Annotated in this window: 16 protein-coding genes; 11 read left to right on the plus strand and 5 right to left on the minus strand. The window is 44.1% G+C overall.

Features of this window, described 5'->3' with window-relative positions:
• The first annotated feature begins 36 nt into the window (after positions 1-36).
• From merR to AC3RV5_RS14245, 8 genes are all read left to right on the plus strand, one after another.
• Positions 37-423, plus strand: a complete 387-nt coding sequence (gene merR, locus AC3RV5_RS14210) for a mercury resistance transcriptional regulator MerR (RefSeq protein WP_489728281.1) — start codon at positions 37-39, stop codon at positions 421-423.
• 150 nt (positions 424-573) lie between these two features.
• Positions 574-921, plus strand: a complete 348-nt coding sequence (locus AC3RV5_RS14215) for a mercuric transporter MerT family protein (protein WP_489728282.1) — start codon at positions 574-576, stop codon at positions 919-921.
• 52 nt (positions 922-973) lie between these two features.
• Entirely contained in the window at positions 974-1,246 is a 273-nt protein-coding gene (gene merP / locus AC3RV5_RS14220; protein WP_489728283.1) for a mercury resistance system periplasmic binding protein MerP, read from the plus strand.
• A gap of 16 nt (positions 1,247-1,262) precedes the next feature.
• On the plus strand, positions 1,263-1,682 hold the full coding sequence (gene merC, locus AC3RV5_RS14225; RefSeq protein WP_489728284.1) for an organomercurial transporter MerC: 420 nt from the start codon (positions 1,263-1,265) through the stop codon (positions 1,680-1,682).
• A gap of 10 nt (positions 1,683-1,692) precedes the next feature.
• Positions 1,693-3,129 carry a mercury(II) reductase gene (gene merA / locus AC3RV5_RS14230; protein WP_489728285.1) on the plus strand — a complete coding sequence of 479 codons (1,437 nt, stop codon included), beginning with the start codon at positions 1,693-1,695 and terminating at the stop codon, positions 3,127-3,129.
• 152 nt (positions 3,130-3,281) lie between these two features.
• Positions 3,282-3,536, plus strand: a complete 255-nt coding sequence (locus tag AC3RV5_RS14235) for a hypothetical protein (protein ID WP_489728286.1) — start codon at positions 3,282-3,284, stop codon at positions 3,534-3,536.
• A 579-nt stretch (positions 3,537-4,115) separates the two neighbouring features.
• Positions 4,116-4,610, plus strand: a complete 495-nt coding sequence (locus AC3RV5_RS14240; RefSeq protein WP_489728287.1) for a hypothetical protein — start codon at positions 4,116-4,118, stop codon at positions 4,608-4,610.
• A 280-nt stretch (positions 4,611-4,890) separates the two neighbouring features.
• On the plus strand, positions 4,891-5,769 hold the full coding sequence (locus tag AC3RV5_RS14245) for an acyl-CoA thioester hydrolase/BAAT C-terminal domain-containing protein (RefSeq protein WP_489728288.1): 879 nt from the start codon (positions 4,891-4,893) through the stop codon (positions 5,767-5,769).
• Positions 5,770-5,816: 47 nt separating this feature from the next.
• Here the strand turns inward: AC3RV5_RS14245 and cysS are convergent, their stop codons facing one another.
• Entirely contained in the window at positions 5,817-7,199 is a 1,383-nt protein-coding gene (gene cysS, locus AC3RV5_RS14250; RefSeq protein WP_489728289.1) for a cysteine--tRNA ligase, read from the minus strand.
• Between the two features lie 192 nt (positions 7,200-7,391).
• Here cysS and AC3RV5_RS14255 point away from each other — a divergent pair, with 192 nt between their 5' ends.
• Positions 7,392-7,886, plus strand: coding sequence for a peptidylprolyl isomerase (locus AC3RV5_RS14255; protein WP_489728290.1), 495 nt, complete (start codon positions 7,392-7,394; stop codon positions 7,884-7,886).
• A gap of 60 nt (positions 7,887-7,946) precedes the next feature.
• Positions 7,947-8,696, plus strand: a complete 750-nt coding sequence (gene lpxH, locus AC3RV5_RS14260) for a UDP-2,3-diacylglucosamine diphosphatase (protein ID WP_489728291.1) — start codon at positions 7,947-7,949, stop codon at positions 8,694-8,696.
• Between the two features lie 194 nt (positions 8,697-8,890).
• On the opposite strand, the gene AC3RV5_RS14265 is transcribed toward lpxH, so the two are convergent.
• Positions 8,891-9,292 carry a hypothetical protein gene (locus tag AC3RV5_RS14265; protein WP_489728292.1) on the minus strand — a complete coding sequence of 134 codons (402 nt, stop codon included), beginning with the start codon at positions 9,290-9,292 and terminating at the stop codon, positions 8,891-8,893.
• A 249-nt stretch (positions 9,293-9,541) separates the two neighbouring features.
• Complete coding sequence (locus tag AC3RV5_RS14270; RefSeq protein WP_489728293.1) at positions 9,542-10,522, minus strand: NAD(P)-dependent alcohol dehydrogenase; 981 nt, start codon at positions 10,520-10,522, stop codon at positions 9,542-9,544.
• A 464-nt stretch (positions 10,523-10,986) separates the two neighbouring features.
• On the opposite strand from AC3RV5_RS14270, the gene AC3RV5_RS14275 reads away from it, so the two are divergent.
• Entirely contained in the window at positions 10,987-11,688 is a 702-nt protein-coding gene (locus AC3RV5_RS14275; protein WP_489728294.1) for a hypothetical protein, read from the plus strand.
• Positions 11,689-11,939: 251 nt separating this feature from the next.
• Here the strand turns inward: AC3RV5_RS14275 and AC3RV5_RS14280 are convergent, their stop codons facing one another.
• Both AC3RV5_RS14280 and AC3RV5_RS14285 read right to left on the minus strand, forming a co-directional pair.
• On the minus strand, positions 11,940-12,323 hold the full coding sequence (locus tag AC3RV5_RS14280) for a YkvA family protein (protein ID WP_489728295.1): 384 nt from the start codon (positions 12,321-12,323) through the stop codon (positions 11,940-11,942).
• A 614-nt stretch (positions 12,324-12,937) separates the two neighbouring features.
• Positions 12,938-13,714 (minus strand): ice-binding family protein, encoded by a 777-nt coding sequence (locus AC3RV5_RS14285; protein WP_489728296.1) that lies wholly within the window; start codon positions 13,712-13,714, stop codon positions 12,938-12,940.
• Between the last annotated feature and the right edge of the window lie 56 nt (positions 13,715-13,770).

Here is a 13,770-nt window from a genome sequence, read left to right on the forward strand (position 1 = left end):
ATTTAGGGCTTGTGAATCGTTCAGAATGGATAATTAATGTCAGGCACGATCAGCAAAATAGCAAAACAAATCGGGATCAATACAGAGACTGTTCGTTTTTATGAGCGCAAGGGGTTAATCAAACAACCTGTCAAACCTTTGCAGGGCTATAGAATATATCCAGTAGAAACCGTGAATAGGATCCGTTTCATTAAACGTTCTCAAGAATTGGGATTTACGCTACATGAAATAGAGGGACTACTATCACTTAGCGATAACCCTTGTCATCAAGTTGAAGAGTTGGCTAAAAAAAAATTAATTGCAGTTCAAACCAAACAAGCTGATTTACAGCTTTTGGAGAAAGCACTGTTAGAGCATATAGCCCAATGTCAACGTAATGAGGATGAGACTTGTTGCCCCATTATAGATTCATTGCAGCCTTAGCTGCGCAGCGATCATTAAGTTTCTACGTGTATTTGCCTTAAAGCCGAACTACCCACTATCAATTTTTCCTCAATATTTTTCAAAAAACTCATTGACACCGTACCTAGGTACATAACTTACAGTTGTGACATAAGTTAATGAGGTATTCATATGGATCAGAAAGAATCAAATCTTCCAATGGTTGGCGGGATCATTGCGGCAATAGGTGCAGGCGTATGTTGCGTTGGCCCTTTGGTATTACTGCTACTGGGCATTAGCGGCTCTTGGATAAGCAACTTAACCGCATTTGAACCATATCGCCCTTTATTTATTCTTGTTGTGGTGCTGTTACTTGGTTACGCAGGATGGAAAATTCATCGCCCAATACAAGAATGTGTAGCAGACACCACCTGTGCAATCCCTAGATCACGGCATCGTCGTAAAGTCATTTTTTGGCTTACCACTGCTGCTGCGATTGTTTTGGTCACCAGCAATTACTGGATACTTTGGTTAGCTTAACTTTTGATACACATATTGTTTCAACACTACCTACTAAAATTTGGAGTCAACAATGAAAAAACTGATTTTTATAATCGCTTTACTTTCAAGCACAAGTGCATTTTCTGAAGTTCAAACGGTAACCCTTGAAGTCCCTAGCATGAATTGCGTTACGTGCCCTATTACCGTCAAAAAATCACTAATAAATGTTGAGGGTGTTAAAAAAGCTGAAGTCACCTACGGAACTAAGTTGGCTGTGGTTTCTTATGATGATAACCAGACCGACATTGAGGCACTGATAAGTGCAACAACCAATGCCGGTTATCCGTCGATATTGAAAGAATAATACGAGAGCCAACTTAATGGATCATCTATTAAAATATGTCACACAATTTGGTGACAAAGCTGGCTCTCTTGGGGCACTGGTTTCTGCGATGGGTTGCGCGATGTGTTTTCCAGCCATTGCGAGTTTAGGAGCTGGGTTAGGGTTAGGCTTTCTGACCCAATGGGAAGGGGTTTTTATCAGTACGCTGCTCCCTCTTTTTGCGTGGATCACCCTCGTGCTTAATACATTAGGCTGGTTAAGCCATCGCCAATGGCATAGAAGTGCACTTGGCATGATAGGTCCTATTTTTTTGTTGCTATCACTTTACCCTTGGTTTCAGTATGGGTGGAGTACATATGTAACCTATTCAGCGCTAGGGTTTATGGTTGTTGTTTCAATTTGGGATATATTTTCTCCCGCAAATCATCGTTGCGATGACGAGTCTTGTGCAATATAAGGATTTTAAAATGTCTAATAAAATAGATAACCTCTGCTCTGTGGAGTCTGAACAATTACATGTTGCAATTATAGGAAGTGGCTCTGGCGCATTTGCTTGTGCTATCAAAGCTGCTGAAAGTGGTGCTAGAGTTACCATGATTGAAGGCGCTGATATCATTGGTGGTTGTTGTGTCAATGTTGGTTGTGTTCCATCCAAAATACTGATCCGTGCTGCTCAATTAGCACATCAACAGCGCGCCAACCCATTTGATGGAATTGCCGACAGTCACCCTAAAATAAACCGCTCTTTGTTAGCGGCTCAACAAACCGCTCTTGTTGAAGAGCTTCGCAGTGCTAAGTATCAACGCATTTTAGATAATAATCCCGCTATAACCTTATTGAAGGGTTATGCATGTTTCAAAAATAAAAATACATTAATTGTCAAAAGGCCAGATGGCTCAAAAGTAGAACTTCACACTGATCGCGTATTAATTGCAACGGGAGCGACACCGACTATTCCACCGATTAATGGCCTAGCAGAAACGCCGTATTGGACATCGACTGAAGCATTATTTGCAGAAGCCTTGCCTGACAACTTACTGGTGATTGGCTCCTCGGTTGTCGCCATTGAAATTGCCCAAGCTTATGCGCGTTTAGGGAGCAAGGTCACTATATTGGCACGCCATACGTTATTGTATGCAGAAGACCCATTATTGGGAGAGAAACTAACTGAATGCTTTGAAAAAGAAGGGATTCGAGTGCTAACTAACACTCAAGCAAGCAAGGTTAGTTACGATGGAAGTACATTCTCAGTAGACACTAATGAAGGGATGTTAAAAACTGATAAGTTACTTGTCAGTGCGGGTCGTCATGCAAACACGGCTCAGCTTGGCTTACAAAACGCTGATGTTGAAGCCGATAAAAGTGGCGCCATCCTTGTCAATGAAAAAATGGAAACATCGACCGCTAATATTTATGCCGCTGGCGATTGTTCCAACATGCCGCAATTTGTTTATGTCGCAGCCGCAGCGGGCAGCAGAGCAGGTACAAATATGACGGGTGGTGATGCCAGGCTCGATCTTTCGACCATGCCTGCCGTTATTTTCACTGATCCACAAGTTGCTACTGTAGGTTTAACTGAAGATCAAGCCATGACAGGTGGCTTTGATGTCATTAGCCGAGTGTTGGAAATGGAAAATGTGCCACGAGCATTAGCCAATTTTGAAACGGATGGTTTTATTAAACTTGTTGCTGACAAGCCAACAGGTAAAATTCTTGGCGCCCAGATACTCTCTCATGACGGCGGAGAGATAATCCAAAGTGCTGCGTTGGCCATCCACAACCGTATGACCGTCACTGACGTGGCAGATCAACTGTTCCCTTACTTGACCATGGTAGAAGGCTTGAAGCTCTGCGCCCAAACCTTTTACAAGGATGTGAAGGAACTATCATGCTGCGCTGGCTGACCCAAATTTATTAGGAGAGTCTTTTGAAGAAGTTAACGAAAATATGCGCGACGTGTGGTTGCTCATTGGTCAGACTAGGGATCAGTACCGAACACGCTGAGACAATAGAATCTCAGTCAAACACCCATTTTTTCTGTTGCCAGGGGTGCCTAATGATTTTTCAACAAAACCCAGAAAAATACTTGGAAGAAACATTCGATATTGAAGTTTGTCCTACCTGTCTGGCTGAAAAGCCAATAGCCCTAACTGTACCTTTTGAATTTGGTGGCCATGAATTTCGATTTTGTCGATGTCCTTTTTGTTTAGATACTTTTCGCAACAACCCTCAATACTATGTTGATCGGTTGGCAGAAAAAACGGATTTTAAAGGACTATTCTCTGATGACGAAATAGCGTGTTGTCACTGAGGTAGTGAAGTTTTTTATTGTGTTGAAAATGGCAGTGTTATTTCACGGATATTACTGCGGCTTATCAGTAATATCTTTAATAATCTAAATGGAGGTTACCGAATGACCGCTATGGCACAAGTGCGAAGCACGGTTTTAAGCGCAGGCTGTGTGACAACTCTAGATCACTTTCGGGATGAATAACTGAGCTGTTTTTACGATTAAAGGACTTTACGTTAATTGTCCAATATTTAACTACACTTGGTGTGTAGCTGTCGGCATGCTTACCGCCTGACTTCAAAACCATTGCTGATTTCAAAAAAGATAACGGCAAGGTATTTGCGAGCAAGGTTTATTTGTAATATTTAGTAATAGTAATCTTTAGCAAGCAGAAACTTTTACATTGGATCCCCGCATATTTTTCATGTCACCTCATGTATAGCCTCACTGAAATTTGTTGTTTTGTAATGGTTAACACCTTACTCAAAGCGGCATAGCGATGTATTGTTGACTGCAATTTTTCGGGCCTGAAACTTGCTCTACTTGATATGTTGTTTCAGTAGTAGTTGTTATCCACATTTAACATATTAAGGAATATTTATGAGTGAAGTAATTACAGGCCTATTTGAAAATTCATCTGACGCAAGTGCTGCTATTTTCAACTTGGAGAAAATGGGAATTCGTGACTCTGATATCAGCGTTGTTGCGAACGATTCATACTCTAAAGAAGACTTCGCGGTTGACGAGGGCAGCAAAGCTGCTGAAGGGGGCATCATCGGTGCGGCCTCAACAGGTGTTTTAGCGGCTGTCGTTGCTGGTTTCACTGCCGTAGGCGCAGTAGCCACCGGTGGAACCGGATTGTTAATAGCAGGTCCTTTAGTTGCGGCATTGGCTGCGGGCGGTGCAGGTGCAGCAGCAGGAGGTACTATTGGCGCAATCATAGGTGCATTCATCCCTGAGCATGAAATCAAATACTATGAAGATGCAATCGACAAAGGCTCCATACTGGTCGGTGTTAAATACACAAGTGATAATAAAGATAATATCAAAAAGACTTTGGAAAAAGCCGGTGCCGATAAAGTGTCGACGGCATAAAACATGCCCACGTTAAGTAAAAAAATGACAGCATATGCTGTCATTTTTTTTATGCCATGCAGGTTGGCACAATAGTCGTATATGACGAGTACATAAACTGAACAATCCCACTATAGATAGGCAAGGTTGAATGACTTATTTGGCACATTGTTGTCAGTCATATATGGTTTGTTCTGACTTTTGGCTGTGGTAGGTTAAATGAGGCTAATCCAACTAAGCTGTTCACACTGATCAGCTGACATGCCTCAAACACGGCCAACTAACAGGGACCTCTCATACAATGAAGTATACATCTCTATTTTATCTGTTCATTGCCAGCAGGGTTTTTACCCTTGACGCCCAAGAAGTCCAATTTACCCCCGTTCAAGATGTTAATTTTGTGGCGGATTTTCACGCATCAGGCAACAACAGCCAATACGGGGTACTGGTTTTAGGTGGAGCCGAGGGCGGAAAACCCTCCCACTTAGCCGATAAAATTGCGGCCTTGGGCTATTCGGTGTTGTCATTGGCCTATTTTAAAGAAAAGGGTTTGCCCCAAGAATTAGAGCTCATCCCTATTGAATATTTCGAAGGTCCCAAGCAATGGCTACTGGCCCACCCGCAGACAAGAAGCGATGGTTTAATTGTTGTTGGATGGTCAAAAGGCGCTGAACTCGCGTTATTATTATCCTCCCGCGACAAACAGTTCAAAGGCGTCGTTGCTCTTGCCCCTAGCTCAGTTGTTTGGGCGGGCATACTGAAAGACTGGTCCAAAGTTCCCTCGTCTAGCTGGAGTGAACGGGCCAAACCTCTGTCTTATGTTCCTTTTGCAACCGGCATTGAGTTTACAGGATTAGCAGATCTGTATGAGCAATCATTGAACAACCAAGAGGCTGTAACAAAAGCAACCATCAAATTTGCAGCCATCCACTCCCCCATATTGCTGTTAAGCGGCGGCCATGATGAAGTTTGGCCGGCTAACAAAATGGCCCAAATTGCTTGTGATAAAATCAATAAATTTAATGCTGAAAAGCGGTGTATCCATATCAATTATCCGGATGCGGGGCATTTATTAGATGAGGAATTTGTTTTGGGTGGCACCCGGGAAGCTAACGCCGCTGCCAACAAACAGTCAACGCAACGAATTAAACAGTTTTTACACAATCTGAACGCTAGCTAAAACCAAGCCGGGTGTTAAGGGTTTACTAACCCCCGCCTTTGTAACACCTAACCTCGGCGCCAGGTGGTGCCGCTCGCGCCGTCTTCCAGCACTATATTTAATGCTTTCAATGCATCTCTAGCCACATCAGCAGCGGCCCAATTTTTGGCAGCACGGGCGTCGTTACGAGCTTTGATCAGACCTTCAATTTGTGCATTGTCACCGTCATTTTGGCTTTCTCCCTGTAGATAGTCACTGGGCTGGCTTTGCAAGATCCCTAAAATACTGCCTAGGTTCACTAATACACCAGCCAATTGGGAGGCTTTGGCAGGTTCGCTTTTACTTTTATTGAGCTCACGGGCGATATCAAACAACACGGCGAAAGCTTCTGGCGTATTGAAGTCATCGTCCATGGCCTGATTAAAACGTAGCAGATAGTCGCCTTGGGTCATGTCTACATCACGCTCTGGTTCAACATCACGTAACGCCGTATACAAACGTTCCAGCGCGCCACGGGCCTGCTTGATATTTTCGCCAGAATAACTTAGCTGGCTACGGTAATGGGCTGACATCAAAAAATAACGTAGTGTTTCAGGATCATGCTCTTGCAACACATCACGCAGTGTGAAGAAGTTGCCCAATGATTTTGACATTTTTTCCTGATCAACTTGCACCATCCCTGTATGCACCCAGTAGTTCACATAAGGGGTGTCAAATGCACAACATGATTGGGCCACTTCGTTTTCATGATGGGGGAAAATCAAGTCTGAACCACCACCGTGTATATCAAAATGTGCCCCCAGGTGTTTGTGATTCATGGCTGAACATTCTATATGCCAGCCAGGACGCCCTTCTCCCCAGGGGGATCCCCAGCTCGGTTCACCTGGTTTCACGCTTTTCCACAATACAAAATCCATGGGATCATCTTTATCATCCCCCACCTCAACCCGGGAGCCCATGTTAAGCTGTTCGAGATCCTGTTTGCTTAATTTGCCATACTGCTCAAAGCTGCTGACATCAAACAACACATCGCCAGATTTCGCCTGGTAGGCGTTACCTTTGTTGATCAAGCGTTCAATAACCTCAATAATTTCCGGTATATGGGTGGTCACCCTGGGTTCGATATCAGGTTCGAGTAAATTTATCGCGGCAAAATCTTCATGCATCATGGCAATAGTCCGAGTCGTTAACTGCTCAAAGGTTTCATTGTTGGCCTGAGCGCGTTGAATGATCTTGTCATCAATATCAGTAATATTACGCACATAGTTCACCTCATACCCCAAATGACGCAGATAACGCACCATAAGATCAAAACTCAGATAGGTACGTGCATGGCCCATATGGCAGACGTCATATACGGTAATGCCACACACATACAACCCCACCTTTGATGCATGTAAAGGTGTAAACAGCTCTTTTTGGCGTGTCAGTGTGTTGTAAATGTGCAGCATGCAAAATTCCTATCTATAACTAAGTAACGACAAAGCCCCTGCTTATCTTCAGCATTTGCTCAGCAAAAGGCTGATTCTAACACCTGCTTTCTCGCCTCGCATTAGTCAATATGGATCAACTGCTTAAAAAGCTGCGCGCTTTAGGCTAGAATAACGGACTTTATTTTTTTGTTGCAATCTGAGGACAATATTATGGTTAAGATTCATACTAATTACGGCTTGATAACCCTAGATCTTTTCGCTGACAAGGCGCCAGAAACAGTTAAAAATTTCTTAAGCTATGCCGAAGAAGGGTTTTACGACAACACCATTTTCCACCGTGTCATCGACGGGTTCATGGTCCAAGGCGGCGGTTTTGAGCCCGGTATGGATCAAAAAGAAACCAAAGCTACAATCAAAAACGAAGCAAATAACGGCTTGGTCAACGAAATTGGCACTGTGGCGATGGCCCGTACCAATGAGCCTCACTCAGCGACGTCACAGTTTTTCATCAATGTTGGCAACAACAGCTTTTTAAACTTTCGCAGCGAAAGTGGTGACGGTTGGGGATATTGTGTTTTCGCTAAAGTGTCTGAAGGCATGGACGTCGTTAATAAAATCAAAGACGTGCAAACCGGCAATTCCGGTTATCATCAAGACGTACCTGTTGAAGACGTTGTCATTCAAAAAGTAGAAGTCGACGCATAAACCTTGTTGTCTGAGGCTTAGGCTGAATCAGCCCTAAGCCTCAAATTGAGTTACTTCCCGATGCCCTTTAGTTATTTTATTGCCGATCTGCATTTGTCTGCCCAACGCCCGGATATCAGCCAATGTTTGTTTGCATTTTTACGCCAACAAGCACCTAAGGCTGAAGCCCTATACGTATTAGGTGATTTATTTGAAGTATGGATAGGCGATGACAACCTTACCCCTTTTAATCAACAAATCGCCGACGCGTTTCGCACACTGGCTGATGGTGGCGTAAAATTGTATTTTATCCACGGCAATCGCGATTTTCTGATCAGAAAAAACTTTGCCAAACGCGCAGGGTTTACCTTGTTGCCAGAACAGCTTGTGGTGGATTTATACGGCACCCCTACCCTTATTTCCCACGGTGACGAGTTATGCACCCGGGATGTGGCGTATCAGAAGTTTCGTAAAAAAGCCCGCAGTTGGTGGTGGCCCAGATTAGTATTGAGTTTACCCTTGGCTCTCAGACAAAGAATTGCCAATAAAGGCCGCGCCACCAGTAAAGCTAATCAACAAAGTCTGAGTTTGGATATTATGGATGTCACCCCACAAGAGGTGGAAAAGGTTATGCAGCGCTTTGGTGTACAACGTCTTATTCATGGCCATACCCACCGCCCCGCTATTCACCACTTAGAGGTCAATGGCCAGCCAGCTAGTCGCATAGTATTAGGGGATTGGTACGACCAAGGCAGTATTCTAAAAGTCAGTGCGCAAAATATTGAACTGGTTCAGCACCCTTTTGGGTCCTTGGCTCCTGAGCTTGCTTAAGGACGATTGAGGTATTAACTAAACAAGGAGCCGTGGTCGCCGATTAGCCCTCTTGCTGAGCCATTTTACCCCGGTGAAATACTGAATTGCACACGCCTCGTTCGAAGTAGTAAATACCTGTAACTAACGATGGCGATATTGCCCAACAACACCCATACACTAACGCATTTTTGTGCACAATCACTTCATAAAGTTCAAGCGGCAGATAGATAGCGTCGATTAACCTGATAATTGCATAAACCAACGCGCCTAACGCAATTAAGCGCAAACTTGAATGGGTCAGCGGATTGGCTTGTTGGATAATCACACTGGGCATCGTTCATCATGTATTTATCGTTGTTTCCTGGCTCGCTGGTCGAAGGTGGCAGCATGCCTCGCCCCATTAACAAGCGCGCCTTTTCATTCGGGACCCATAAGAAATTCTCGGCCATAGATTTTGACTCAAGAAATCTTTTATATAAAGGGACATCGGTTTCTGAATAACTATGTTTCAGCCAACCTGCGCGGATCTGCTCACCGTTTAACACGCTTGTATTGTGTTCATCGCGTAAATGCTGATACATGTATTCAATGTCGGTGTCGACATCTGTACCCAAGCTTCATCTTACTGTGGAGGACATACTCACGCCATATCGCCACTTGATCGGCTTGCCCCTAATCGGCATCGGTGTTAAACGGCGCTTCAACCTTATCCATTTAGGTCACCAGCCCGGTCCAATTGGCAATACGTTGACCTAATCTAAAACCATGTAACTTATCTAAATAGGCGGTGCGATCGAGATAACGTAAGGCTCAAATGAACATGGGTGACAGTCCGGAGCTCGCCGAAATACTCGAGGAATGCTTTAGCCATCAATAAAAGACATCACCACCGAGCCTATTCTTTGTTCCGTCTCCACCTGGCGATGGGCGTTTGCGGTTTGTTCAGGTGGGTAGATTTTATCGACGACTGATCTGAGCGTGCTCTGTTCAATCATCTCTTTAAGGGCTACTAATTCTTCCGGCCTTTCTGCGGCAAAAGTAAACAGCACGGTTTTGTCGGTAAATGTGGAAGACCATACCGAACGCAACATGTCTGAAACATGCGGGTTTCCAATCAGATAACGCCCTTTGGGTTTGAGTGCATCAACTGCCTCCCCATAAGAACTTTGCGCCACCATATCGAAGATCACATCGTATTTTTGGCCACGGGCTGAAAACCTCTCTTGGGTGTAATCAATAAAATGGTCTGCACCAAGGCTGCGTAACATCGCGCCTTTAATTTTGCTGTCAACGGCAGTAACTTCCCCGCCCATGGTTTTGGCAATCTGCACGGCAAATAGACCGATGCTGCCACCTGCTCCGTTAATTAATACCTTCTCGCCAGGTTTAAGCCGTGCTCTGGTCATAAAATGCAGTGCATTCAGTCCTCCCAAGGGCACCGCCGCGGCTTCGGCAAAACTCATATTCTGAGGCTTGGGTATTAAGGTGTAGTTTTGCGGCACACACAAGTACTCCCCATAGGCCCCCAAGCGCAGGCTACTGCACCCAAAGACTTCATCACCCTGGGTAAACTTTGTGACTTCGTCACCTACTGCTTCAACCACGCCTGCAAAGTAACTGCCGAGTATTGGCTTTTTAGGTTTGTTAATCCCAAGTACAATACGCAAAGGTAGCCAAAACCACTTAACCGGAAAATGAAAACTGCGCATTTCGCAGTCGGCTTTAGTGACCTCGGCTGCCATTACTTTGATCAACACTTCGTCGCTCTTAGGAATAGGCTTGTCCATTTGTGCCAAGTGCAAAACATCTGCAGCGCCATATTCTGTGTATATCACCGCTTTCATAAACGTTCCTTTATGCTGGTTGATCAAAATTCGTTGCTTTCAAGCCACTTGAGCCTGCAAAAAATGCTGTACAACCGCCTTGCCTAGCTTGAATAGATACCACAAAGACACTTTCCACTGATACTGGCTGTTTTACAATAGGGTGATAACCATCAAGCAATGCATGCAGCACAAGTCGAAGTGGCCGGCGCCTAAATCGAGCAAGTTTTTGAAAGCTTCAGTTCAGAAAGTCTATCAACAGTTTTATCAACTTGATTGGAATACCGAAAACTATTTGCTGGTAAGATTTTTCCTGCCAATTGTCTTTAATCCTCCCTATGTATTATGAATGGCGAAAATGCCGCTAGCGGTCCAACCTGGCTCAAAATAATAAATAATAGTTATACACTATTGTAGAATGATTAAATTACGATTACTTTTCTTGCACATTCGCCACCCTATGGGTGTTTAAAAAGGGGTACCCGATGCACGCAAAATTTACCGTTAAAATTGAAACTTTCCGTAAAATAAAGAAGATTTCAAACGCCTGGTCAAACGAGGATTATCATGCCCTCATGGCCATCATGGATCTTGACGATGGCTTAGAAGGAATGGACGCCACTGAACTTAGAGAAATGTGCATGATGTCGCTAAACGACCTGGAACCCGATGAAGCAGCTTACGTGGTATTAACCCATTTATTTTCTGACGAATCACCAGGCAAGATCGAGCAACTAAGTCACGATATGATAGAAAACCGCTTATGGGAAGAGTATTCAGATTGCTTATATCACGAACGTTTTTTTAGTGCTTACGCGTTATTGCGGGAAGCTTTTAATGGTATTTTCGCACAGCCTACCGGTGTGGAGTTTACCGTTAATGTTACTGGCGAAAATAGTGAAGATATGGCGATATTTGATCAATCACCGCACTCATCAATCGTACGTTTATTAGCGAGCGGGCAAGGTGATGACGCACTAATATACCGCCTCTACGAAGAGCAAATCCAAGGTGAACAGTTCCCTCAGGCGCCTGGAATTGTATGGCGTTTGGAGCAGTTAGCGGATAACGGATTAACCCGTCAATTTCGTTTGGTCAGTTCATACTTCTGGTTTGAGAAATTTGAACAGATTGATGAGTTTAAAGCGGTATCTCATGCCGATGTAAACAATGAGGATGACGTTTAGGATTACACCAAGGCATAGAGATTTGTTGCCTTAACCGAGGTGCAGCTTCCATGTATATCCTGGAAATTTATTTCCCCAATGGTGATACGGTGAACGGGTTTGAGCCAAAACATCCGGCCTAGCCACTGACGTTTGTGTTTAGCCAACAATAATGCCTAATTCAGCCTATACCGGTGTCTTCGTCATTCAACGCAAGTGGTAGTTGATACCCACCACCTAGCGTCAGCCAAACCGTCATGCGTCGAAACGGATTAAGTGTAAAATGCGCGGTAAAGCCAAACGCTAAAGAAGCTTAAGGTGACGACCCAAATAATGGCGAAAATTGCTGCGGCAAAATAACTCACAGGTTTTTCAACGGCCTGTTCTGCTTTTAGTTGGGCAGAATCGATAACGTGTTGAGGCGTCAAGCGTAATACAAGAGCCAACCCCAGTGGCACAATAATTAAATCATCGATATAACCAATGACCGGGATGAAATCAGGGATTAGATCTATCGGGCTGAGCGCATAGGCGGCGACTAAAATGGCCACCATTTTAACAAACCTTGGCGTGTTGGGATCCTTCGCCACAAAATAAACGGTCAAAGTATATCGCTTAAGATTTTTGGCGTATGCTTTCAAAGAGCTGATATTCATACCAGAGTTAATACATCAATCATCTGCTATGGTCAATGAGCCCGGCCACATAGCGGTGGTTTTCAAGATAGTCGCGATCCAAAGTGCTTAATCAGTATCATATTTTTCTTTAGGTGTTTCTGCATACTTCTCTGCTTAAATAATTAGACATAACTGGACACTACATTGCCATTAGGGTAATCAATCGCGATGCCACTATCTGTTGGCTATTTAGCTTTGGGTCTTTACCACCTTTGTTTGGCGAAAAATGTCTGAGGTCGCTGACCTATATGAGGGGTTAATTATGATTAACAATTTTACAATTTCGCAGGTTAGCCTAGATTGCAATACTCTACATCACTGCAAAATAAACACCCTGCAGCGGAAACGTCTGGTGGGCCAAAGCTTCGCTGCAAGATGCTTTTGTCGGTACCATGTTGCGCCCATGAATTTGGCGGTAGCGTAATAATCGTGGTTGGATGGCTTATATTATGACGGCCGGTTGGTGGCTTGGTTCAATTATATCAAACCTGATAAGCTAGCCTACAAGCGCCATTTAAGATTATGTCAAACCATTAAAAAAGTAAAAAAAGGATCACCGAACTTAATCGATGATCCTTTTAAACTACAGCGTGCTAAAAATTCAAGTGAACTTCAGCTTGGGCCTGGTTACTTGGCTGGCTGCGTACACTATTTTTCTGTAAGGTAACGGCGGTTTGTGCTAACAATCTACCATTGACTGTTGTTCCCGTGTTCACAGCGATTAGCGTTTTACTTAATACTACACCTTCAAAATGGGCATTGGTGCCTAGCGTTGCTGAACCTGCTACTTGCCAGAAAATATTCTTGGCTAAAGCGCCGCCAGCTAAAGTGATACGCATCGCATTGGCCTGGTTCAAATTACCTGCCACTTGCATTATCCAGACATCCGAGGGACCACCAGATAAGGTAACATCAGTACTAATGCTAACGTCCGACGACCATTTATACAGGCCAGGTGCTAACGTTAAGCCACCTATTTCACCGGCACCAAGTTCGGTGAAATCCGGATCCATTCTTCCTGCGGCGTCATCATAAGCAAAGCCCATATCACCCACAGCCGAATTCAGATAACCAGGTGAATTTATGGCGCATGGAAGTGGACCAGCTCCATCAACAACGTAAATATTGCCAGTTACTTCGTCACACGTAAGCAACATCGCAGCACCAGTGATTGGGCTTACGCCGACATCACCAACAATTGCCGAACGATAAACGTCGGTAATGCCGGATTGGCTCAGTATGGCAAAAGTGCTCGCGCTGCCGAGGTACACTTCAGATGGACCTTCACCAGCCAAAGCGGCACTCGCTAACAAGCTACTTACGAATAATGACAATACGAATTTTGTTGCATGTTTTTTGAGAATGTTCATTGATGGTTCTCCGGAATATTTTAAATTTGAGCAGTAAAAACAACTGCAACTACTTT

Source organism: Paraglaciecola sp. IT1134 (assembly GCF_058068185.1).

Excerpts from the sequence above, each read along its gene's own strand:
- merR (WP_489728281.1), top strand. The coding sequence starts at position 37 with ATGTCAGGCACGATCAGCAAAATAGCAAAACAAATCGGGATCAATACA.
- AC3RV5_RS14215 (WP_489728282.1), top strand. The coding sequence starts at position 574 with ATGGATCAGAAAGAATCAAATCTTCCAATGGTTGGCGGGATCATTGCG.
- merP (WP_489728283.1), top strand. The coding sequence starts at position 974 with ATGAAAAAACTGATTTTTATAATCGCTTTACTTTCAAGCACAAGTGCA.
- merC (WP_489728284.1), top strand. The coding sequence starts at position 1,263 with ATGGATCATCTATTAAAATATGTCACACAATTTGGTGACAAAGCTGGC.
- merA (WP_489728285.1), top strand. The coding sequence starts at position 1,693 with ATGTCTAATAAAATAGATAACCTCTGCTCTGTGGAGTCTGAACAATTA.
- AC3RV5_RS14235 (WP_489728286.1), top strand. The coding sequence starts at position 3,282 with ATGATTTTTCAACAAAACCCAGAAAAATACTTGGAAGAAACATTCGAT.
- AC3RV5_RS14240 (WP_489728287.1), top strand. The coding sequence starts at position 4,116 with ATGAGTGAAGTAATTACAGGCCTATTTGAAAATTCATCTGACGCAAGT.
- AC3RV5_RS14245 (WP_489728288.1), top strand. The coding sequence starts at position 4,891 with ATGAAGTATACATCTCTATTTTATCTGTTCATTGCCAGCAGGGTTTTT.
- cysS (WP_489728289.1), bottom strand. The coding sequence starts at position 7,199 with ATGCTGCACATTTACAACACACTGACACGCCAAAAAGAGCTGTTTACA.
- AC3RV5_RS14255 (WP_489728290.1), top strand. The coding sequence starts at position 7,392 with ATGGTTAAGATTCATACTAATTACGGCTTGATAACCCTAGATCTTTTC.
- lpxH (WP_489728291.1), top strand. The coding sequence starts at position 7,947 with ATGCCCTTTAGTTATTTTATTGCCGATCTGCATTTGTCTGCCCAACGC.
- AC3RV5_RS14270 (WP_489728293.1), bottom strand. The coding sequence starts at position 10,522 with ATGAAAGCGGTGATATACACAGAATATGGCGCTGCAGATGTTTTGCAC.
- AC3RV5_RS14275 (WP_489728294.1), top strand. The coding sequence starts at position 10,987 with ATGCACGCAAAATTTACCGTTAAAATTGAAACTTTCCGTAAAATAAAG.
- AC3RV5_RS14280 (WP_489728295.1), bottom strand. The coding sequence starts at position 12,323 with ATGAATATCAGCTCTTTGAAAGCATACGCCAAAAATCTTAAGCGATAT.
- AC3RV5_RS14285 (WP_489728296.1), bottom strand. The coding sequence starts at position 13,714 with ATGAACATTCTCAAAAAACATGCAACAAAATTCGTATTGTCATTATTC.